The sequence below is a fragment of the Nocardioides jiangxiensis genome, from assembly GCF_030580915.1.
Classification (GTDB): Bacteria; Actinomycetota; Actinomycetes; order Propionibacteriales; family Nocardioidaceae; genus Nocardioides; species Nocardioides jiangxiensis.
Genome location: NZ_JAUQTA010000001.1, coordinates 1289474 through 1307774 on the forward strand (window position 1 = coordinate 1289474; position 18301 = coordinate 1307774).

At 73.4% G+C, this 18301-nt stretch carries 15 protein-coding genes and 1 riboswitch; of the genes, 7 read left to right on the plus strand and 8 right to left on the minus strand.

Annotated features, from left to right (window positions below):
- Positions 1-15 precede the first annotated feature (15 nt).
- Positions 16-606: a DUF421 domain-containing protein gene (locus Q5722_RS06355; RefSeq protein ID WP_305027365.1), complete on the plus strand. Its 591-nt coding sequence runs from the start codon at positions 16-18 to the stop codon at positions 604-606.
- Here Q5722_RS06355 and cobC read toward each other — a convergent pair.
- From cobC to cobN, 6 genes are read right to left on the minus strand one after another with little or no spacing between them, the layout of a single operon-like run.
- On the minus strand, positions 568-2019 hold the full coding sequence (gene cobC, locus Q5722_RS06360; RefSeq protein ID WP_305027366.1) for an Rv2231c family histidinol phosphate aminotransferase CobC: 1452 nt from the start codon (positions 2017-2019) through the stop codon (positions 568-570). The genes Q5722_RS06355 and cobC overlap by 39 nt on opposite strands.
- Positions 2016-2312, minus strand: coding sequence for a DUF1905 domain-containing protein (locus Q5722_RS06365; protein WP_305027367.1), 297 nt, complete (start codon positions 2310-2312; stop codon positions 2016-2018). Before Q5722_RS06365 ends, cobC begins: the two co-directional genes overlap by 4 nt.
- A complete protein-coding gene (locus tag Q5722_RS06370) occupies positions 2309-3721 on the minus strand; it encodes a cobyrinic acid a,c-diamide synthase CobB (RefSeq protein WP_305027368.1) in 1413 nt (470 codons plus the stop codon). The genes Q5722_RS06365 and Q5722_RS06370 overlap by 4 nt, the downstream gene beginning before the upstream one ends.
- Positions 3718-4332, minus strand: coding sequence for a cob(I)yrinic acid a,c-diamide adenosyltransferase (gene cobO / locus Q5722_RS06375; RefSeq protein WP_305027369.1), 615 nt, complete (start codon positions 4330-4332; stop codon positions 3718-3720). The genes Q5722_RS06370 and cobO overlap by 4 nt, the downstream gene beginning before the upstream one ends.
- Positions 4332-6413: a magnesium chelatase subunit D family protein gene (locus tag Q5722_RS06380; RefSeq protein WP_305027370.1), complete on the minus strand. Its 2082-nt coding sequence runs from the start codon at positions 6411-6413 to the stop codon at positions 4332-4334. Before Q5722_RS06380 ends, cobO begins: the two co-directional genes overlap by 1 nt.
- Entirely contained in the window at positions 6410-10021 is a 3612-nt protein-coding gene (gene cobN, locus Q5722_RS06385) for a cobaltochelatase subunit CobN (RefSeq protein WP_305027371.1), read from the minus strand. Before cobN ends, Q5722_RS06380 begins: the two co-directional genes overlap by 4 nt.
- A 51-nt stretch (positions 10022-10072) precedes the next feature.
- Positions 10073-10158, minus strand: a riboswitch (cobalamin riboswitch).
- Between the two features lie 113 nt (positions 10159-10271).
- Between cobN and Q5722_RS06390 the strand changes: the two genes are divergently transcribed.
- From Q5722_RS06390 to Q5722_RS06405, 4 genes are all read left to right on the plus strand, one after another.
- Entirely contained in the window at positions 10272-12131 is a 1860-nt protein-coding gene (locus tag Q5722_RS06390) for a CocE/NonD family hydrolase (protein WP_305027372.1), read from the plus strand.
- A 73-nt stretch (positions 12132-12204) separates the two neighbouring features.
- Complete coding sequence (locus Q5722_RS06395) at positions 12205-13353, plus strand: ferredoxin-like domain-containing protein (RefSeq protein WP_305027373.1); 1149 nt, start codon at positions 12205-12207, stop codon at positions 13351-13353.
- Positions 13353-13985: a precorrin-8X methylmutase gene (locus tag Q5722_RS06400; protein ID WP_305027374.1), complete on the plus strand. Its 633-nt coding sequence runs from the start codon at positions 13353-13355 to the stop codon at positions 13983-13985. The genes Q5722_RS06395 and Q5722_RS06400 overlap by 1 nt, the downstream gene beginning before the upstream one ends.
- Entirely contained in the window at positions 13982-15511 is a 1530-nt protein-coding gene (locus Q5722_RS06405) for a precorrin-2 C(20)-methyltransferase (RefSeq protein ID WP_305027375.1), read from the plus strand. Before Q5722_RS06400 ends, Q5722_RS06405 begins: the two co-directional genes overlap by 4 nt.
- Before the next feature lie 40 nt (positions 15512-15551).
- Here the strand turns inward: Q5722_RS06405 and Q5722_RS06410 are convergent, their stop codons facing one another.
- Positions 15552-16265 carry a cobalt-precorrin-6A reductase gene (locus Q5722_RS06410; protein ID WP_305027376.1) on the minus strand — a complete coding sequence of 238 codons (714 nt, stop codon included), beginning with the start codon at positions 16263-16265 and terminating at the stop codon, positions 15552-15554.
- Positions 16266-16301: 36 nt separating this feature from the next.
- On the opposite strand from Q5722_RS06410, the gene Q5722_RS06415 reads away from it, so the two are divergent.
- Positions 16302-17426, plus strand: a complete 1125-nt coding sequence (locus tag Q5722_RS06415) for a cobalt-precorrin-5B (C(1))-methyltransferase (RefSeq protein WP_305027377.1) — start codon at positions 16302-16304, stop codon at positions 17424-17426.
- 20 nt (positions 17427-17446) lie between these two features.
- On the opposite strand, the gene Q5722_RS06420 is transcribed toward Q5722_RS06415, so the two are convergent.
- The gene (locus Q5722_RS06420) at positions 17447-17806 is read right to left on the minus strand and encodes a hypothetical protein (protein WP_305027378.1); all 360 of its coding nucleotides are present in this window, start codon (positions 17804-17806) and stop codon (positions 17447-17449) included.
- 151 nt (positions 17807-17957) lie between these two features.
- On the opposite strand from Q5722_RS06420, the gene Q5722_RS06425 reads away from it, so the two are divergent.
- Complete coding sequence (locus Q5722_RS06425; RefSeq protein ID WP_305027379.1) at positions 17958-18299, plus strand: hypothetical protein; 342 nt, start codon at positions 17958-17960, stop codon at positions 18297-18299.
- The last annotated feature ends 2 nt before the right edge of the window (positions 18300-18301 follow it).

Sequence of the window (18301 nt, forward strand, 5' to 3'; positions counted from 1 at the left end):
GTACGGTCCTTGTCCATGTCGCCTTCCGGTCCCGACTTCCTCAGCGAGCTCAGCCAGCACCAGTTCAGCGCCGACCTGGGCACGGACGTGGTGGTCACGGTGCTCATGGCGATCGCCGCCACCGTCGTCATCTACCTCGCGCTGTTCAGCCTCGTGCGCGTCCTCGGCACGCGGACGCTGGCCAACCTGTCGACGTTCGACTTCGCCTGCATGATCGCCGTCGGGGCCGTCGTCGGCCGTACCGCCGTGCTCGGCCGACCGAACCTGCTCACCGGCGTCGTCGCCCTGCTGACGCTCTTCACGCTGCAGGGCGTCTTCGGCTTCGCCCGGACGCGGCGTGGCACGGGCCGGCTGCTCACCCCTCGGGCCGTCGTCATCGTCCGCGACGGCGTCATCGACCTCGACGCCCTCCGCCGCGTGCGGATCACGCAGGACGAGCTGCGACTGGCCGTACGCCGGGCAGGCCTGCCGGGGCTGGCAGCCGTCGGCCTCGTCGTGCTCGAGCAGAACGGCACCCTCAGCGTGGTCCGCGCCGGTGACCGCGAGGCCTGGCTCGAGGCGGACCTGTCAGTCGCCGAGCCGGTCCAGGACCGCGCCGAGCGCTGACACCTCCGCGGCACCCCGGGCCGCGAAGCGCAGCCAGGTCTCGTCGAGGCCCGGGAAGGTGTCGGCCCGGCGGACCGCGACCCTCGCCGCGCGCAGCCGCTCGCGGATCCGCGCGGCCTCCGGGTGCCGGGCGAGCACGAACGGACCACGCGGGTCCTCGACGACCGCGAAGCCGCGGCTGCCCAGCACCTCCTGCAGCGCCACGAGCCGCGACGGGAGATCGGCGCGCACCTGCGCGGCGTACGCCAGCCCCTCGGGGCTCACGCACGCCTCGGCCGCCGCGGCCGCCAGCGTGGAGACGGGCCACGGGCTGCGCCGCACCGCGAGCCGGCGGAGCACGTCGGGGTGGCCGACCAGGTAGCCGATCCGCAGCCCGGCGATCGAGTAGGTCTTGGTCAGGCTGCGCGTGACGAGGATGCGCGGGTCACCCGCAGCGAGCGGCACCAGGGAGTCGACGGGCGCCTCGATGCCCTCGACGACGTCGAGGAACGCCTCGTCGACGAGGAGCGTGGCGGTGTCGCCGAGCTGCGCGACCTCCGCGCGCGGGTGGAGTCGGCTGGTCGGGTTGGTGGGGTTGCCGACCACGACCAGGTCGGCATCCTGCGGATCGAGGCCGGCCAACCGGAACCCGGCCTGCGCCGTGAGGATCAGGCTCCGCGGGTCGTGACCGTGCGCACGCAGCGCCGCCTCGGGCTCGGTGAACTGCGGGTGCACCACCGCCGGTCGCAGCCACGGCTGCTGCGCGACCAGGCCGAACGCCTCCGCCGCACCGTGGGTCAGCAGGACGCACTCCGGGTCGATGCCGTGGGCAGCGGCGACCGCCGCCGTCGCCCGCGCGGGATCCGGGTAGCGGGCAAGGTCGGCGATCGCGGCATGCAGCGCCCGGCTCAGGAACGCCGGCGGCTCGTCCGCATGGACGTTGACCGCGAAGTCGACCATGCCCGGCTCGACCTCGACGTCGCCGTGGTGCAGCAGGCGCTCCGGAACCGGAGGGAACCAGCCCGGGTCACGGCCCGCTTCCTGCCCGGCCTGTCCGGGTCCGCGGACGGCGGCGACGCGACCGACCGCGACCACCCAGTCGTCGGCCTTCTCCGGCGGCCCGAGCGGCGTCGCCCCGGCGGCCAGCACGGCGGCCTCGGCGACGCTCGGCGTACCGCTGTGGGCGGCGACGACCGCGCTCGGGTGGGCGACAGCCTGCCCGGCCAGCTCCGCGGCCGTGAAGCCGCGGATGCCCGCGTCAGCGCTGACCGCGAGCAGAGCCAGCCCTGCGTGGCCGGTGCGGTGGTCGATCGTGGCCAGCACGTCGACCTCGGCGAGGGTGAGGCGATGCCCGGAGAGGACCTGCTGGACGAGGGTCACCAGCGCCTCCGGCGCGGCCGACGCGCGTCCTCCGACGCCCACGACGACGCTCACGCCTGCTCCAGCGCGATCTCGACGCTCACCAGGTCTCCGTCGTCGAGGTCCTCGGCGGCCCGCACGGCCTTCTTGACCGGGAGCACGTAGGCGCCGGCACTCTTCTCCGGGAAGAGGGAGGTGGCCCAGCGGCTCGCACCGATGCGGACCTCGACCCGCACCGAGCCGAATCCGCCCGGCGGACCGGTCAGGCTGTCGCGGACCTCGTCGCTCAGCTCCTGGGGCAGGCGGACGAAGAACCAGGAGGCGTTGGCATCCCAGCGGAAGAGCTCGGCGTCGAAGGTCCAGCTCACGCCGGCACGCTCGCGGCGTACGACCTGGCCAGGGCGACGAGCCGCTCGGCGTGCTCCGGGTGCCCCGCCCCGTGCACGTGCAGGTACGACGCGTGGACGTTGCTGCTGACCCAGCCCTCCGTCGCGCTCGTGCCGTCGTGGAGCTCCCACCGCCAGCTCTCCTGTCCGGGCGCTGCGTAGGTGACGGCGGTCTTGTGGAACTCGTGACCGGTCACCTGCTCGCCGGCACGGACCAGCGGACCGTCGGCGAGAGCGGTGGCGCGGCGGTAGCCGAGGGTGAGGCGCTTCGTCATGGCAGCCGTCATCGGCACGACCCCGGCCATCTCGACGCCGTCGAGCACCTGACCGAGGTAGAGCAGGCCCGCGCACTCGGCGACCGTCGGGCCACCAGCGGCGGCGAACGCACGGACCTCCTCGAGCAGCTGCGCGTTGGCGGCCAGGGCGTCGAGGTGCATCTCGGGGAAGCCGCCGCCGATCACGACCGCCGCCGTCCCGACGGGGAGCCGGTCACCGGCGAGCGGGTCGACGGTCACCACGTGCGCGCCGGCGGCGGTGAGCTGCTCGACGTTCTCGGCGTAGGTGAAGGAGAAGGCGGGGCCACCGAAGACCGCGACCGTCGGGCCGGGGGTGCGCAGCTCGTCGCTGTCATCCCACGCCTCCGCACGCACGGCGCGACCGGAGGGCGACCAGGGCTCGACGTCGAGGGCGGGGGCGCTCCCCGCGAGCTCCAGCAGCGCATCGAGGTCGACGTGGGTGCTGATCAGGTCCGCCAGCGCATCGACGGCGGCCAGGGCCTCGGGGGCCCGCTCGGCGACGGGGATCAGGCCCAGGTGGCGCGAGGGCACCACGATCTCGGGCAGGCGCGGGACGACACCGAGCACCGGGATGCCGACGATCGACGCGCGCACCTCGGCCTCGTGGCGGGGCGAGGCGACGTTGTTGAGGATGACGCCGGCGACGCGGACCTCGGGGTCGTACGTCGTGAAGCCGTGCACCACGGCACCGACGGAGCGCGACGCGGCCGCGCAGTCGACGACCAGCACCACCGGCGCCTGGACCAGGCGCGCGACGTGGGCCGTCGAGGAGAACCCCGCACCGCCGAGCTGCCCGTCGAAGAGGCCCATGACGCCCTCGATGACCGCGACGTCGGCAGGTGTCGGCGTGAGGGCGCCGTGGAGCAGCAGCGGGACGATCCGCTCCTCACCCTGCAGCATCGGGTCGAGGTTGCGCCCCACGCGCCCCGCGGCCAGCCCGTGGTAGCTCGGGTCGATGTAGTCCGGACCCACCTTGTGCGGCGACACCTCGAGGCCCCGGGCGCGCAGCGCCGCCATCAGGCCGGTCGCGATCATCGTCTTGCCGTGGCCGGACCCCGGCGCGGCGACGACGAAGCGCGGGAGGGTGGTGGTCACCACTCGATGCCCTTCTGGCCCTTCTGGCCGTTGTCCATCGGGTGCTTGATCTTGGTCATCTCCGTGACCAGGTCCGCGACCTCGATGATCTCCGGCGCGACGTCGCGGCCGGTGATGACGACGTGCTGGTGGCCCGGGCGGTTCTTGAGGAACTCCGCGACCTCGGCCGCGTCGACCCAGCCCCACTTCACGGGGTAGGCGAACTCGTCGAGGATGTAGAGGTCGTGCTCCTCGGCGAGGATGCGGCGCTTGATCTCCTCCCAGCCGTCGCGCGCGACCTGGGCGTGGTCCTCGTCCTCGCCCTTCTTGCGCGACCAGGACCAGCCGTCGCCCATCTTGTTCCACTGCACCGGGCCGCCCTGGCCGGTCTGCTCGTGGATCGTGTTGAGGGCCAGGTAGGCGTTCTCCTCGCCGACCTTCCACTTCGCCGACTTCACGAACTGGAAGACCGCGACGTTCCAGCCCTGGTTCCAGCCACGCAGGCCGAGGCCGAAGGCGGCGGTGCTCTTGCCCTTGTTCTCGCCGGTGTGGACCATCAGCAGCGGCCGGTTGCGGCGCTGGCGGGTGGTCAGGCCGTCGTCCGGGACGTTGGTGGGGACTCCCTGGGGCATTACGCGATCTTCCTGTCCGTGACGATCTGCTTGAAGGTGGACGCGGCGACGTCGCCGAGGGCCAGGTGCTCCGCACCCAGGCGCGTGGCCAGGTCCTGCGCGAGGCCCAGGCGTACGACGGCCCGCGGGTCCTCCGCGTCCACGACGACCCACGGGGTGCCGTGGGTGCCGAGGACGTCGGCGACCTGGCGGGCGCGCGCGAGGGCTCCCTTGCCGGACGTCGCCCGGCCGTCGGTCACCAGCACGACCAGCGGCCGGCGCTGCGGGTCGCGGGCACGCTCGCGGCGTACCACCTGCTCGGCGGCGACCAGCGCCTCCGCCAGCGGGGTGCGCCCGCCGGTGGGGACCTCACCCAGCATGCGCTCCGCACGGTCGACCGAGCTGGTCGGCTCGAGTGCGACCGTCGCGCGGTCACCGCCGAAGGTCACCACGGCGACCTTGTCGCGGCGCTGGTAGGCGTCGAGCAGAAGGCTGACGACGGCCGTCTTGACCTCGCGGACACGCTTCGCGGCGCCCATCGAGCCGGACGTGTCCACGACGAAGACGACGAGGTTGCCCTCCTTGCCCTGGCGCAGGCTGCGACGCAGGTGCCGCGGCGCGAGGCCGAGGCCGGCAGTGGTCGTGTCGGTGGCCGCAGCCAGGAGGGTCCCGGTGGCACTGAGCCCCTGGCCGCGCGGGTCGTCCATCGCGACCGCGCGCAGGTGGCGCCCGACCGTCGTGATCGCCGTCGACCGCTTGCCGGTGACACCCTGTCCGACACGGTCGACCTGGATCAGGCGGGCCTGAAAGGGCTGGCCCGCCGCCTCACGGGTGCGCTCGGAGGCGTCGCTGCTCAGGTCCGCTCCCGCCGAGACGGGGCTCGTGCCGGCGTCGGGTGCGGCGTCCGGCGCAGGCGGGGTGGCCGTCGGCGGCACGGGCCCCGTCTCGGCGTCCTGCGGCGCCTGCGACCCGGAGCCGTCGGGGCCGTCGGGGCCGTCGGGGCCGTCGGGGCCGTCGGGGCCGTCGGAGCCGTTGGGGCCGTCCTCGGGCGGCGTCGGGTCGTCGTCGGGATCGGTCTCGGGCTGCTCGGGAGCGTGCTCGTCGAGCAGCTCCTCGAGGTCCTGCCCCTGGTCGTGGGAGTCGAAGGGGTTGCGGCGACGGCGGTGCGGCAGCGCGAGCCGCGCGGCGACGCGCACGTCCTCCGCCGTGACGACCGTCCGGCCGGACCACGCGGCGTGCGCCACGGCGGTGCGGGCGGTGACCAGGTCCCCGCGGAGGCCGTCGACGTCGTACGCCGCGCAGAGCGTGGCGATCTGGACGAGCACGTCGTCGGGCAGCTCGACCGACGGGAGCAGCGCCTGGGCCTTGGAGATCCGGTCCGACAGCTCGCTGTCGGCCTCGGAGAAGCGGGAGGCGAACCCGTCCGGGTCGGCCTCGAAGGCCATCCGGCGGCGGATCACCTCCACGCGCTCCGAGGGCTCGCGGGAGGCGACCACGTCGACAGCCAGGCCGAACCGGTCGAGGAGCTGCGGGCGCAGCTCGCCCTCCTCCGGGTTCATCGTGCCCACGAGCACGAACGACGCGGCGTGCGAGACGGAGACCGCCTCGCGCTCGACGCGCGCGCGACCCATCGCGGCGGCGTCCAGGAGCGAGTCGACCAGGTGGTCGGGGAGCAGGTTGACCTCGTCGACGTACAGCAGGCCGCGGTGGGCGCGGGCCAGCAGGCCCGGCTCGAACTCCACGGAGCCGGCGCCGACCAGCTTGTCGAGGTGGAGCGAGCCGACCACGCGGTCCTCGGTGGCACCGACCGGCAGCTCCACGAGGGCGACCGGCCGGGTCTGCACGAGGCCCGTCCCGGCGCTGGAGTGAGGGCCGTCCGGGCAGTCCGCGTCGGGAGACGCCGGGTCGCAGGAGAACCGGCAGCCCGCGACCACGTCGATCGGCGGGAGCACGGAGGTCAGGCCGCGCACCATCGTGGACTTGGCGGTGCCCTTCTCGCCGCGCACCAGCACGCCGCCGATGCCGGGGCTCACCACCGCGAGGGAGAGGGCCAGGCCGAGGTCGTCCTGGCCGACGACGGCGGAGAACGGGAAGGTGCTCACGAGCGCCCCTCGATCTCGCCCTCGGTCTCGAGCAGGATCTCGGCGAGCGCCTGCTTCATCTCCGGGCTGGGCTGCTCCCACAGGCCACGACTCTGGGCCTCGAGCAGCCGCTCGGCCATGCCGTGCAGCGCCCACGGGTTCGCCTCCTCGAGGAACGCCCGGTTGTCGGCGTCGAGGACGTAGGTCTCGGTGAGCTTCTCGTACATCCAGTCGGCGATGACACCGGTGGTGGCGTCGTAGCCGAAGAGGTAGTCGACGGTCGCGGCCATCTCGAACGCGCCCTTGTAACCGTGGCGACGCATCGCCTCGATCCAGCGCGGGTTGACGACGCGGGCACGGAAGACGCGGGAGGTCTCCTCGACCAGCGTGCGCGTACGGACCGACTCCGGGCGGGTCGAGTCGCCGATGTACGCCGCCGGCGCCTGGCCGGTCAGCGCACGCACGGTCGCCACCATGCCGCCGTGGTACTGGAAGTAGTCGTCGGAGTCGGCGATGTCGTGCTCGCGGGTGTCGGTGTTCTTGGCCGCCACCGCGATCCGCCGGTACGCCGTCTCCATCGCCTCGCGGGCCGGCTCGCCGTGCTGGTCGCGGCCGTACACGTAGCCGCCCCAGGTCGTGTAGACCTCCGCCAGGTCGGCGTCGGTGCGCCAGTCCTTGGAGTCGATCAGCTGGAGCAGGCCGGCGCCGTAGGTGCCGGGCTTGGAGCCGAAGATGCGCGCCGTGTTGCCGCCGTCCTCGGCGACGTGCTGGCGCACGTAGTTGGACTCGGCCGGCTCCTCCTGCGCCGCAGCGAGCTTTACCGCGTCGTCGAGCAGCGCCACGACGTGCGGGAAGGCGTCGCGGAAGAAGCCGGAGATGCGCATCGTGACGTCCACGCGCGGGCGGCCGAGCTCCTCGAGCGGGATCGGCTCCAGGTGCGTGACCCGGCGGCTCGCCTCGTCCCAGACCGGGCGGACGCCGAGCAGCGCGAGGCACTCGGCGATGTCGTCGCCGGCGGTGCGCATCGCGGAGGTGCCCCACATGGAGAGGCCGACGGACTTCGGGTACTCGCCGGTGTCGGCCTTGTGCCGCTCGACCAGGCTGTCGGCCAGGAGCTGGCCGGTCTCCCAGGCGAGCTGGCTCGGGATCGCCTTCGGGTCGACGGAGTAGAAGTTGCGGCCGGTCGGCAGCACGTTGACCAGGCCACGCAGCGGCGACCCGGACGGGCCTGCCGGCACGAAGCCGCCGCGGAGCGCGTTGACGACGTTGTCGAGCTCGGCGGTGGTCTGGTCGAGGCGCGGCGCGACCTCGGCGATCGCGAACTCGAGCACCCGGCGCACCTCGACCGCGTCGGCACCGGACGGCACCAGCTCGAGGGCCTTGTCGATCGCGGCGTCGGACCAGCCGCCACCGTCGATGGCGAGCAGCATGTCGCGCGCGATCGCCTCGAAGCGGTCGGCACCGGCCCGGTCGCGAGCCGACTCGTCGAGGCCCAGCGCCTCGCGCAGGCCCACGACGTGGGCGTTGCCACCCCAGAGCTGGCGCGCCCGGAGGATCGCGAGGACCAGGTCGACCTTCGCCTCGCCCGCCGGCGGCGCGCCGAGGACGTGCAGGCCGTCGCGGATCTGGGAGTCCTTGATCTCGCAGAGCCAACCGTCGATCTGCATGATCATGTCGTCGAAGCGCTCTTCGTCCGGCTTGTCGATCAGACCCAGCTCGCGGTCCATCTTGGCGGCCTGGAGCAGCGTCCAGATCTTGCCCTGGAGCGCGGGGACCTTGGCCGGGTCCATGGTCGCGACGTTGCCGTACTCGTCGAGCAGCTGCTCCAGGCGGCTGATGTCGCCGTACGACTCGGCGCGCGCCATCGGCGGCACGAGGTGGTCGACGAGCGTCGCGTGGGCACGACGCTTGGCCTGCGTGCCCTCGCCCGGGTCGTTGACGAGGAAGGGGTAGATCACCGGCAGGTCGCCGAGGATCGCGTCGGGCGCGCAGTCGGCGGAGAGGCCGGCGTTCTTGCCCGGAGTCCACTCGAGGTTGCCGTGCTTGCCGAGGTGGATGATGGCGTCGGCGCCCCAGCCGCCGTCCTCCTGCTTCGCCTCGAGCCAGCGGTACGCCGCCAGGTAGTGGTGGCTCGGCGGCAGGTCACCGTCGTGGTAGATCGCGATCGGGTTCTCTCCGAAGCCGCGCGGCGGCTGCACGAGGACGACGACGTTCTTGCTCTGGATCGCGGCCAGCACGATGTCACCGTTGTCGACGAAGAGCTCGCCGGGCGCCTCGCCCCAGTGCTCGACCATGTCGCCGCGGAGCCCCTCGGGGACCTTGGCGAACCACTCCCTGTAGGTGGCCGCGGGGACGCGGTTGGTGTTGGCGTCGAGCTGGCCCTGGGTCAGCCAGTCCTGGTCGTAGCCGCCGGCGGCGATCAGGGCGTGGATCAGCTTGTCGCCGTCCTTCTCCTTCACGCCGGGGAGCTCGTCGGCGCCGACCCAGCCCTCGTCGGCGAGGCGCTGGAGCAGCGCCATCGCGGACGCACCCGTGTCGAGGCCCACCGCGTTGCCGATGCGGGCGTGCTTGGTCGGGTAGGCGCTCAGGACGAGCGCGATGCGGTGCTCGCTCGGGTCGACGTGGGCCAGGCGGCCGTGGCCGATCGCGAGACCGGCGACGCGGAGCGCCCGCTCCGGGTCCGCGACATAGGCGGGGAGGCCCTCGGAGTCGAACTCCTTGAAGGAGAACGGCACCGTGATGATGCGGCCGTCGAACTCGGGCACGGCGATCTGGGTGGCGGCGTCGAGGGGGCTGACGCCCTCGTCGTTCTCCTCCCAGGTCTCGCGGCTGCTGGTGAGGCAGAGCGCCTGGAGGATCGGCTTGTCGAGGCGGGCCAGCGCGCCGGCGTCCCACGACTCGTCGTCGCCGCCGGCCTGGGCCTTGGCGGGGGTCGAACCGCCGGCCGCGAGGACGGTGGTGACGATGACGTCGGCCTCGCCCAGGGCCTCCAGGAGCGTGGCGTCGGCGTCACGCAGCGAGGCACACCAGATCGGCAGGGCGACGCCGCCCTTGGCCTCGATCGCGTCGGCGAGGACCCCCACGAAGGCGTTGTTGCCGGACATCTCGTGGGCCCGGTAGTAGAGGACCGCGACCTTCGTGGGTCGTCCGTGTGAGCCCTGCCCATGGCTAGGGCTGGTGCGGACGACCTCGCGCTCGTAGCGACCCCACGCCGGCGACGCGGCCGGGGCGTCGAAGCCCTCGCCCGTCAGCAGGACCGTGTCGGAGAGGAAGCGGGCGAGCTGGTCGAGGTTCGCCGGGCCGCCGTGGGCCAGGTAGGCGTGCGCCTGCGCGGCGACGCCGGCGGGCACCGTGGAGTGGCCCATCAGCTCGGCGTCGGGGGCCTGCTCGCCCGTGAGGACGACGACAGGCTTGCCGCTCGCGAGCAGGGTGTCGAGGCCCTCGGCCCAGGCCTGGCGGCCGCCGAGCAGACGGACGACGACCAGGTCGGTGCCGTCGAGCAGCGCGGGCAGCTCGTCGAGCGCGAGGCGGGCCGGGTTGGCGTACCTCCACGTGACCGGGGCTCCGGTGGCGTTGGCGGCGCGGGCGCTCATCAGGTCCGTGTCGGACGTCGACAGGAGCAGCAGCATTGCGATCCCTTCGTGGGGTTTCCTCGCCCCGGGTACAGGGTGGGGTGACGGGAGTTCCTGACTTCGCTGCTCCTGATCGGGACCAGGCTGCGGCGTACACAGTGGCGGGACCGTGCCGGAGTCGCACCGGCTTCCTCGCTCGTCACCCGACGAACTGGAGGTGCGCCCGGCCGGGCGCACGCCCGACGAGCATAAACCGGCCCCCCGGCCGCACGCCTAACCCGATCGCCCCCTCGGTCGTTGACCGACCGTGACCTCGCTTCGTCTCCGCCGCGCCAGCCGGCCCGCTGCCGGACTCCTCATCGCCGCGCTCCTCGCCGTCGCTCCTCCGGCGGGACCCGCTTCGGCCGCCACGCCGACGCCGTTCGGCCGCTCCTGCACGCCGACCGACGGCGTGCGCTTCTGCACCGGCGACCGGGTGCCCAGCTTCGACGGCACCCCGATCGACGTCGACGTCACGCTCCCCGCGACCGGCAGCGGCCCGTGGCCGACGATCGTGCTGCTGCACGGCCTCGGTGGCGACAAGTCCGCCCTCGAGCCCAACGTGCCGCAGACCTCCACGCTGGCGCCGCGGATCCTCCCGCTCACCGAGCACTACAGCAACCTCTGGTACGCCCAGCACGGCTACGCCGTGATGGCCGCGTCGGCCCGCGGCTTCGGCAGCTCCTGCGGAGGCGGCGGCACCCCGCAGGCGTGGACCCAGACCGGCGCCTGCGCCAAGGGCTTCATCCGCCTCGCCGACCAGCGCTACGAAGCGCACGACACCCAGCACCTGCTCGGCATCCTCGCCGACGAGGGGATCACCCAGCCCACGAAGATCGGCGTCACCGGCTTCTCCTACGGCGGTGGCCAGGCGCTGCAGCTGGGCGAGCTCAAGGACAAAGTGCGCCAGACCGATGGCACCTTCGTCCCCTGGCGCTCCCCGCAGGGCAAGACCATGCGGATCGGCGCGGCGTACGGCGAGTGGCTGTGGTCGGACCTCATGTCGGCCGTGATGCCCAACGGCCGGTTCCGCGACGATGTGACCGCGAGCGGCGCGACGACGCTGTCACCGCTCGGCGTGATGACCCAGAGCTACACGCACGCGCTCTACGCCCTGGCCGCCACGACCGGCTACGTCGCCGACCCGCTGGCGCCCGGCACCCACCCGTGGGACCTCACCGGCGCGGTCGCCCAGATGGACCTGGGCGAGCCCTACGGCGCGTCCCTGGAGACGATCGCGACGGAGTTCCGGAAGTACCACGGCTCGGTCGACATCCCCGGCTCCCCCGCTCCCCTGCTCCTCGAGAGCGGGTGGAACGACGACTTCTTCCCCGTCACCGAGTCGCTGCGGGAGTACAACTCCGTCCGCACGGAGTACCCCGGCTCGTTCGTCTCGATGATGCTCGGCGACGTCGGCCACTCCCGTGACGCCAACCGCCACACGGCGAGCCTGGCCTTCAACGACACGGCGTTCCGGTTCTTCGAGCAGCACCTCAAGGGCGTGGCAGGTGGCCCCGCCAACGGCTCCGTGCTGGCCTACACCACCACCTGCCCGGCGCTCGGCGCGACCGCGGTCGATGACGGCGGCCCCTACCGCGCCGCGTCGTGGAAGGCGATCCACCCCGGCACCCTCACCTTCGGGTCCGCGGCGGCGAAGAAGGTCGACCCCCTGCTCGGCGACCTGACCATCGGCCCCCGCTTCGACGCGATCCCGAGCACCGACCCGCTCGGCACCGCCGACCCGTGCACGTCGATCGCGGGCATCAACCCGAAGGGCAGTGCGATCTACACGCGGGCCCTGTCGGCGCCCCAGGTGATGCTCGGCCGGCCCACGATCCGCGCCACGGTCACGACCCTCGGCGGTCCCGGCCAGCTCGCGGGACGCCTCTGGGACGTCGCCCCCGACGGCACCCAGCGCCTCGTCACGCGCGGCGTCTACCGGCTGACGCCCGGCCAGACCGGGCCGATCGGCTTCCAGCTCAACGGCAACGGCTACCGGTTCGACGCCGGACACACGATCAAGCTGGAGATCGCGCCGAGCGACGCCCCGACGTACCGGGCGAGCACCTCGCTCTTCACCGCGACCCTGACCGGCCTGACGGTCACCCTGCCGCTCGCCGCGTCGTGAGCGGTCCGGTGCGCGCGTTCCGGCGTGCGCACCGGGGGTCGGGACCAGCCGCGGGAACGCATACCCTTCCGGGGTGCCCCGCGCTTCCGCCGACGACCGCTGCCCGGGTGCAGTGCGCCTCCACGAAGCCGCGGACGGCTTCGTCGGGCGGGTCCGGATCCCCGGGGGTCGGGTCTCGGCCGCGCAGCTGCGGGCACTCGCGACGCTCGCGTCGTCCCTCGGCGACGGGCACCTCTACCTGACCTCGCGCGGCAACGTGCAGCTCCGTGGCCTCGGCTCCGGCTGCGGGCAGGAGCTCGCCGACGGCCTGCACGACGCCGGCCTGCTGCCGTCCCTCACCCACGACCGCGTGCGCAACGTGGTCGCGTCGCCACTCGGTGGCCTGACCGGGCACCCGGCGACGGAGGCGGTGCTCGACGAGCTCGACACCGAGCTGCTGGCGGACGACGGGCTGGTCGCCCTCTCCGGCCGCTTCCTCTTCGGCATCGACAACGGCACCGGCGACGTGCTGGCGCTCGCGCCCGACGTCGCGGTGGTGCTGGAGTCCGCCGACGTCGCGCGTCTGGCGGTCGCGGGCACGCCGACCGCGGTGACCGCACCCGTCGACCTGGCCGCCGACCTGCTGATCGGCGCTGCGCACCGCTTCCTGGGGCTGCGCGCCTCCCACGCACCCAACGCCTGGCGGGCGAAGGAGCTGCCCGCGGAGGCGCTGGCGGAGCTGGCGCCCGGCCGGCCCGGGCCGGTGCTCTCCTCCGCGAACCGGCCAGTGAGCACGGGTCCGGGCCATGAGGTGGTGCTTGCTGCTCGGTCCACGGGGCCCCGGCTGGGCACCACCGAGGGCGCGATCGTGGCGGGAGTGCCGCTCGGCAGCGCGCCGGCGGAGGCGTGGCTGGCGATCGCGGGGCTCGCCGGGCAGATCCGGTTCACGCCGTGGCGCTCGGTCGTCCTGGTCGACCCCGCGCCGGGGGCCGAGGCGGTGCTCGCGACGCACGGGTTCCTGCTCGACGGCGCCGACCCGCTCGCCCTCGTCACCTCCTGCATCGGCCAGCCCGGCTGCGCCAAGGCACTCGCCGACGTACGCGCCGACGCGCCGACACTCGCCGCAGCCCACCCCGGCGTACGACTCCACCTGTCCGGGTGCGACCGCCGCTGCGGGCACCCGACCACTCCCCATCTCTCCGCCGTCGCTGACGGCACCAGCTACACCCTGGAGCAGCACTGATGCAGTACGAGAAGGACGGCAACGCGATCTACGAGGAGTCGTTCGCGATGATCCGTCGCGAGTCCGACCTGGCCCGGTTCGACGAGCTCACCGAGCCGGTCGTCGTCCGGATGATCCACTCCTGCGGCCAGACCGACCTGCCTGCCGACGTCGCCCACACGCCCGGCTTCGCGCGCGCGGCCCGCGAGGCGCTGAAGGCCGGTGCGCCGATCATCACCGACGCCAACATGGTCGCGTACGGCGTCACCCGCGCCCGGCTGCCGAAGGACAACGAGGTCATCTGCCTCATCCGCGACGAGCGCGTCGCCCCTCTGGCGAAGGAGCTGGGCACGACCCGCTCCGCCGCGGCGTTCGAGCTGCTCCGCGACCGGCTCGAGGGCTCGGTCGTCGCGATCGGCAATGCCCCCACCGCGCTCTTCCACCTGCTCGAGATGATCGAGGCGGGTGGCCCGAAGCCTGCGGCGATCCTCGGCATCCCGGTCGGCTTCGTCGGCGCCGTCGAGTCGAAGCAGGCGCTCGCCGACTCCGACCTCGGCCTGGAGTGGCTCGTCGTGCACGGGCGCCGCGGCGGTTCGGCCATCACCGCGGGCGCGCTCAACGCGCTCGCCTCGGACGTGGAGATCATCCGATGACTGGAAACCTGTACGGCGTCGGCCTCGGCACCGGCGACCCGAAGCTCATGACGCTCCGCGCCGTCGAGGTGATCGGCCTCGCCGACGTCATCGCCTACCACTCGGCGAGGCACGGACGCTCCAACGCGCGGCGCATCGCCGAGCAGTGGATCCGCGAGGACCACATCGAGGAGCACCTGGTCTACCCGCTCACCACCGAGACCACCGACCATCCCGGTGGCTACCGCGGCGCGATCGAGGAGTTCTACGAGGAGGCCGCAGCCCGGCTCGCCGCGCACCTCGACGCCGGCCGCTCGGTGGCGATCCTCTCCGAGGGTGACCCGCTGATCTACTCGTCGTACCAGCACATGCACAAGCGCCTGGCGCACCGCTACCCGACGGAGACGGTGCCGGGCGTCTCCTCGATCCAGGCGAGCGTCGCTGCCCTCGGCGTCCCGCTGACCGAGGACCGCGAGGTGCTCACCGTCCTGCCGGGCACGCTGCCCGAGGAGGAGCTCGCCGCACGCATCGCGTCGACCGACTCCGCCGTGATCCTGAAGATGGGCCGCACCTTCCCTGCGATCCGCGCCGCGCTCCAGACCGCCGGCCGGCTCGACGACGCCTGGTACGTCGAGCGCGCGACGATGCCCGAGCAGCGCGTCGAGCCGCTGGCCGACGTCGACCCGTCGACGGTCCCCTACTTCTCGATGGCCGTGCTGCCGTCGAAGGTCGCCGGTCTCGCCGTCGAGGAGTACCTCCCGACCCGGTCCGGTCAGTCGTTCGCGGAGAAGCCGGCGAAGCCGGGGCGCGTGACGGTGATCGGCACCGGGCCCGCCGGTCCGCTCTGGCTGACCCCGGAGGTCAAGGGCGCGCTGGCCGTGGCCGACGACCTCGTCGGCTACACGACGTACATCAAGCGGGTGCCCGAGCGTGCCGGCCAGGTCCGCCACCTCTCCGACAACAAGGTCGAGTCCGAGCGCGCCGAGTTCGCGCTCGACCTCGCGGCGCGCGGACGCAACGTCGTCGTGGTCTCCTCCGGCGACCCCGGCGTCTTCGCGATGGCGACCGCGGTGCTCGAGGTGGCCTGCGAGGAGCAGTACTCCGGCATCGAGGTGAAGGTCATGCCGGGCATGACCGCGGCGCACGCCGCCGCCTCCCGCGTCGGGGCGCCGCTGGGCCACGACTACGCGACGATCTCGCTCTCCGACCGCCTCAAGCCGTGGGACGTCATCGCGCGCCGCATCCGGATGGCCGCGGAGGCCGACCTGGTGCTCGCGATCTACAACCCCGCCTCGAAGGAACGCCGCCAGCAGGTCGTCGACCTCAAGCAGCTGCTGCTGGAGATCCGCAAGCCGGAGACGCCGGTCGTGCTCGCACGCGACATCGGCGGCCCGACCGAGGTCGTCCGCATCGTCGAGCTCGGCGGCATGGACCCCGACGTCATCGACATGCGGACGCTGATCCTCGTGGGCTCGAGCCAGACGCAGAAGGTCGACCGGGCCACCGGCGAGACCGTCGTCTGGACGCCGCGCCGCTACCCGGACTGAGCGCCTGGGCCCTGCGGGGTCGGCGCCAGCTTGGATCGGCTCAGCCGGCGAGCTCGTGCATGACCTGCTCGACCGTCTCCACGACGGCCGCACCCTCGGGCACGCCCGGACGCGCCACGACGATCACGCTCAGGCCGAGCTGCGCGGCCGCCTCGAGCTTCGCCGCGGTCGCCGCTCCACCGGAGTCCTTCGTGACCAGCGTGTCGGCGCCGTGGCGCTGGATCAGCTCGATCTCGTCCTCGAGGGAGAACGGACCCCGCTCGAGCAGCAGGACGTGGTGGGGCGGCAGCACCGACGGCGGGTCGATCGCACGGATCACGAACTTCGCGTCGACGTGGACGAACGCCGCCACCTGCTGCCGTCCGATGGTCAGGAAGACCGTGGACCCCGGCTCGATCGCCTCCGCCGCCGCGTGGACGTCGGGGACCACGGCGTACTCCGGGAGCAGGGGGAAGCCGGGACGCCGCAGCAGGAGGTGCCGCGTGCCGGTCTGCGTCGCGGCCGCGTGGGCGTTGGCGGAGATGTGCTCGGCGAACGGGTGAGTGGCATCGACGAGGGCGTCGACCTTCTCCTCGAGGAGGTACGCCGCGAGGCCGTCCGGGCCACCGAAGCCACCGACACGGACGTCACCGTCGGGGAGCTCGGGGCTGCTGACGCGCCCCGCCAGGGAGCTCACCACCTCGTGGCCGCTCTCCGCGAGCCGCGTGGCGAGCTCGCGGGCCTCCGACGTACCGCCCAGCAGCAGGATCCTCACGCTCGCCACCCTAGTCACCTCGTTAGGCTGGCGAGCGTGACGAGCGAGCAGGCAGGCGAGGCAACGCCCAGCGGGCGCCCCGCGCAGCTCGAGCGCACCGGCCTGCGCCCGGGGTGGACGACCGGCGCCTGCGCCACCGCGGCGACCACGGCGGCGTACACCGCGCTGCTGACGGGTGAGTTCCCGGACCCGGTGACGATCACGCTGCCGACGGCGTCACCGGCGTTCGCCGTGGCGGTGGAGTCGCTGGACGACGGTGTGGCGATGGCCGGCATCGTCAAGGACGCCGGCGACGACCCCGACGTCACGCACCTCGCGCTGGTCCGCTCGACCGTCCGCCGCGGCGCCCCCGGCACCGGCGTCACGTTCGTCGCCGGTCCCGGCGTGGGAACGGTGACCAAGCCCGGCCTGCCACTCGCGGTCGGAGAGCCCGCGATCAACCCGATGCCGCGAAAGTTCATCACCGAGCACGTGGCCGCGCTGGCCAGCGCGCACGGTGACCCCGGCGACCTCGTGGTCGAGATCTCCATCGACCACGGCGAGGAGCTCGCCCGCAAGACCTGGAACCCGCGCCTGGGCATCCTCGGCGGCCTGTCCGTGCTCGGCACGACGGGCATCGTCGTGCCCTACTCCTGCTCGGCGTGGATCGACTCGATCCGCCGCGGCATCGACGTCGCCCGGGCAGCGGGGCACACCCATGTCGCGGGCTGCACGGGGTCCACATCCGAGCGGGTCGCCGTCGAGGCCTACGGGCTGCCCGAGGACGCCCTGCTCGACATGGGTGACTTCGCCGGCGCGGTGCTGAAGTACCTCCGCCGGCATCCCGTGCCCCGGCTGACCATCGTGGGCGGCTTCGCCAAGCTCTCCAAGCTCGCGGCCGGCCACCTCGACCTGCACTCCGGGCGGTCCCAGGTCTCGCTGTCGCACCTGACCTCGATCGCCGCAGATGCCGGCTTCACCCTCGACCTCGACGACTGCAACACCGGCCTGGAGGCGCTCCAGCGCGCGCAGGCCGTCGGCATACCGCTCGGGGACCTGGTGGCGGCGCGGGCCGCTCGCGAGGCGCTGGAGGTGCTGCGCGAGGCACCGGTCGCCGTCGACGTGGTCTGCATCGACCGCGCCGGCACGATCGTCGGTCGTTGCGAGCCGCTCAGTCGCTGAGCCGCGGTCCGGACCCGGGCCTACGTGAGCCAGACGGCGAGCGCCGAGAGGCCGTTGAGGAGCAGGAAGGTGCCCGCGACGGCGAGCGCCACGACCATCGGGGTCCGTCCGCGAGGGTCCCCCAGGCGGAGGGCGCGGCGCCCGAGGAGCGTCGCGGCGACCGCCGGCAGGGCGAACACGAGCAGGGCGGGAATCGCGGCAGCGGCCACGGCCCACACGGGTGCCTGCTCCCCGCCTGCGCCGGCTTGCCCCAGCGCGGCGAAAATGCCCTCGCCGACGACGAAGGCCAGGACGAAGCACGGCACGAACCCGGTCAGTGACCACCACGCCCGGTGGGTGGCCCTCGTCGCGGCGTCTCCGGCTGTGGGGGTGTTGGTCATGCGGCAGCCCTCCTCGGTCCGCCTCCATCGTCCCGCGGCGGCCGCGGCCGCGACACGGTCGAAGGGCCGGGACCCGCCGCACCCGAGGGCGCACCTCCCACGGGACCTCGTGCCCTACCGTGGCGCACCCGTGGCGAGGGATGGTCGGGACGTGAGGACCCTCCAGACGCTCCCCGGCTGGATCCACCCCGGCACCGCCGGCCCCCAGTCACTCCGCACGGCGCACTACGCGTGGGGCACCCTGCTCGCCGCGGCGGCCCTGTTCGGGGCCGCGTGGACGGTCGGCGGCGAGGACGCGGTCTCCGACAACTGGGTCGGCATGACCGTCATGCTGCTCTTCCTCCTGGGACTCATCGGCTCCACCGCTGCGCTGGCGATGGCGACCTACGCCGGCCTGCACGGCGAGCCGTGGCGCCGGGTGTGGCCCGCCCTGGCCACCCTGCCAGCGGTGCTGGTCACGGTCGTCCTGCTCGAGCTGCTGGTCTTCGAGTAGGA

What these genes read in the sequence shown, in the direction of transcription:
- cobN (WP_305027371.1), bottom strand. Translation starts at nt 10,021, where the DNA reads ATGCTGCTGCTCCTGTCGACGTCCGACACGGACCTGATGAGCGCCCGC.
- cobO (WP_305027369.1), bottom strand. Translation starts at nt 4,332, where the DNA reads ATGCCCCAGGGAGTCCCCACCAACGTCCCGGACGACGGCCTGACCACC.
- Q5722_RS06355 (WP_305027365.1), top strand. Translation starts at nt 16, where the DNA reads ATGTCGCCTTCCGGTCCCGACTTCCTCAGCGAGCTCAGCCAGCACCAG.
- Q5722_RS06420 (WP_305027378.1), bottom strand. Translation starts at nt 17,806, where the DNA reads ATGACCAACACCCCCACAGCCGGAGACGCCGCGACGAGGGCCACCCAC.
- Q5722_RS06400 (WP_305027374.1), top strand. Translation starts at nt 13,353, where the DNA reads ATGCAGTACGAGAAGGACGGCAACGCGATCTACGAGGAGTCGTTCGCG.
- Q5722_RS06405 (WP_305027375.1), top strand. Translation starts at nt 13,982, where the DNA reads ATGACTGGAAACCTGTACGGCGTCGGCCTCGGCACCGGCGACCCGAAG.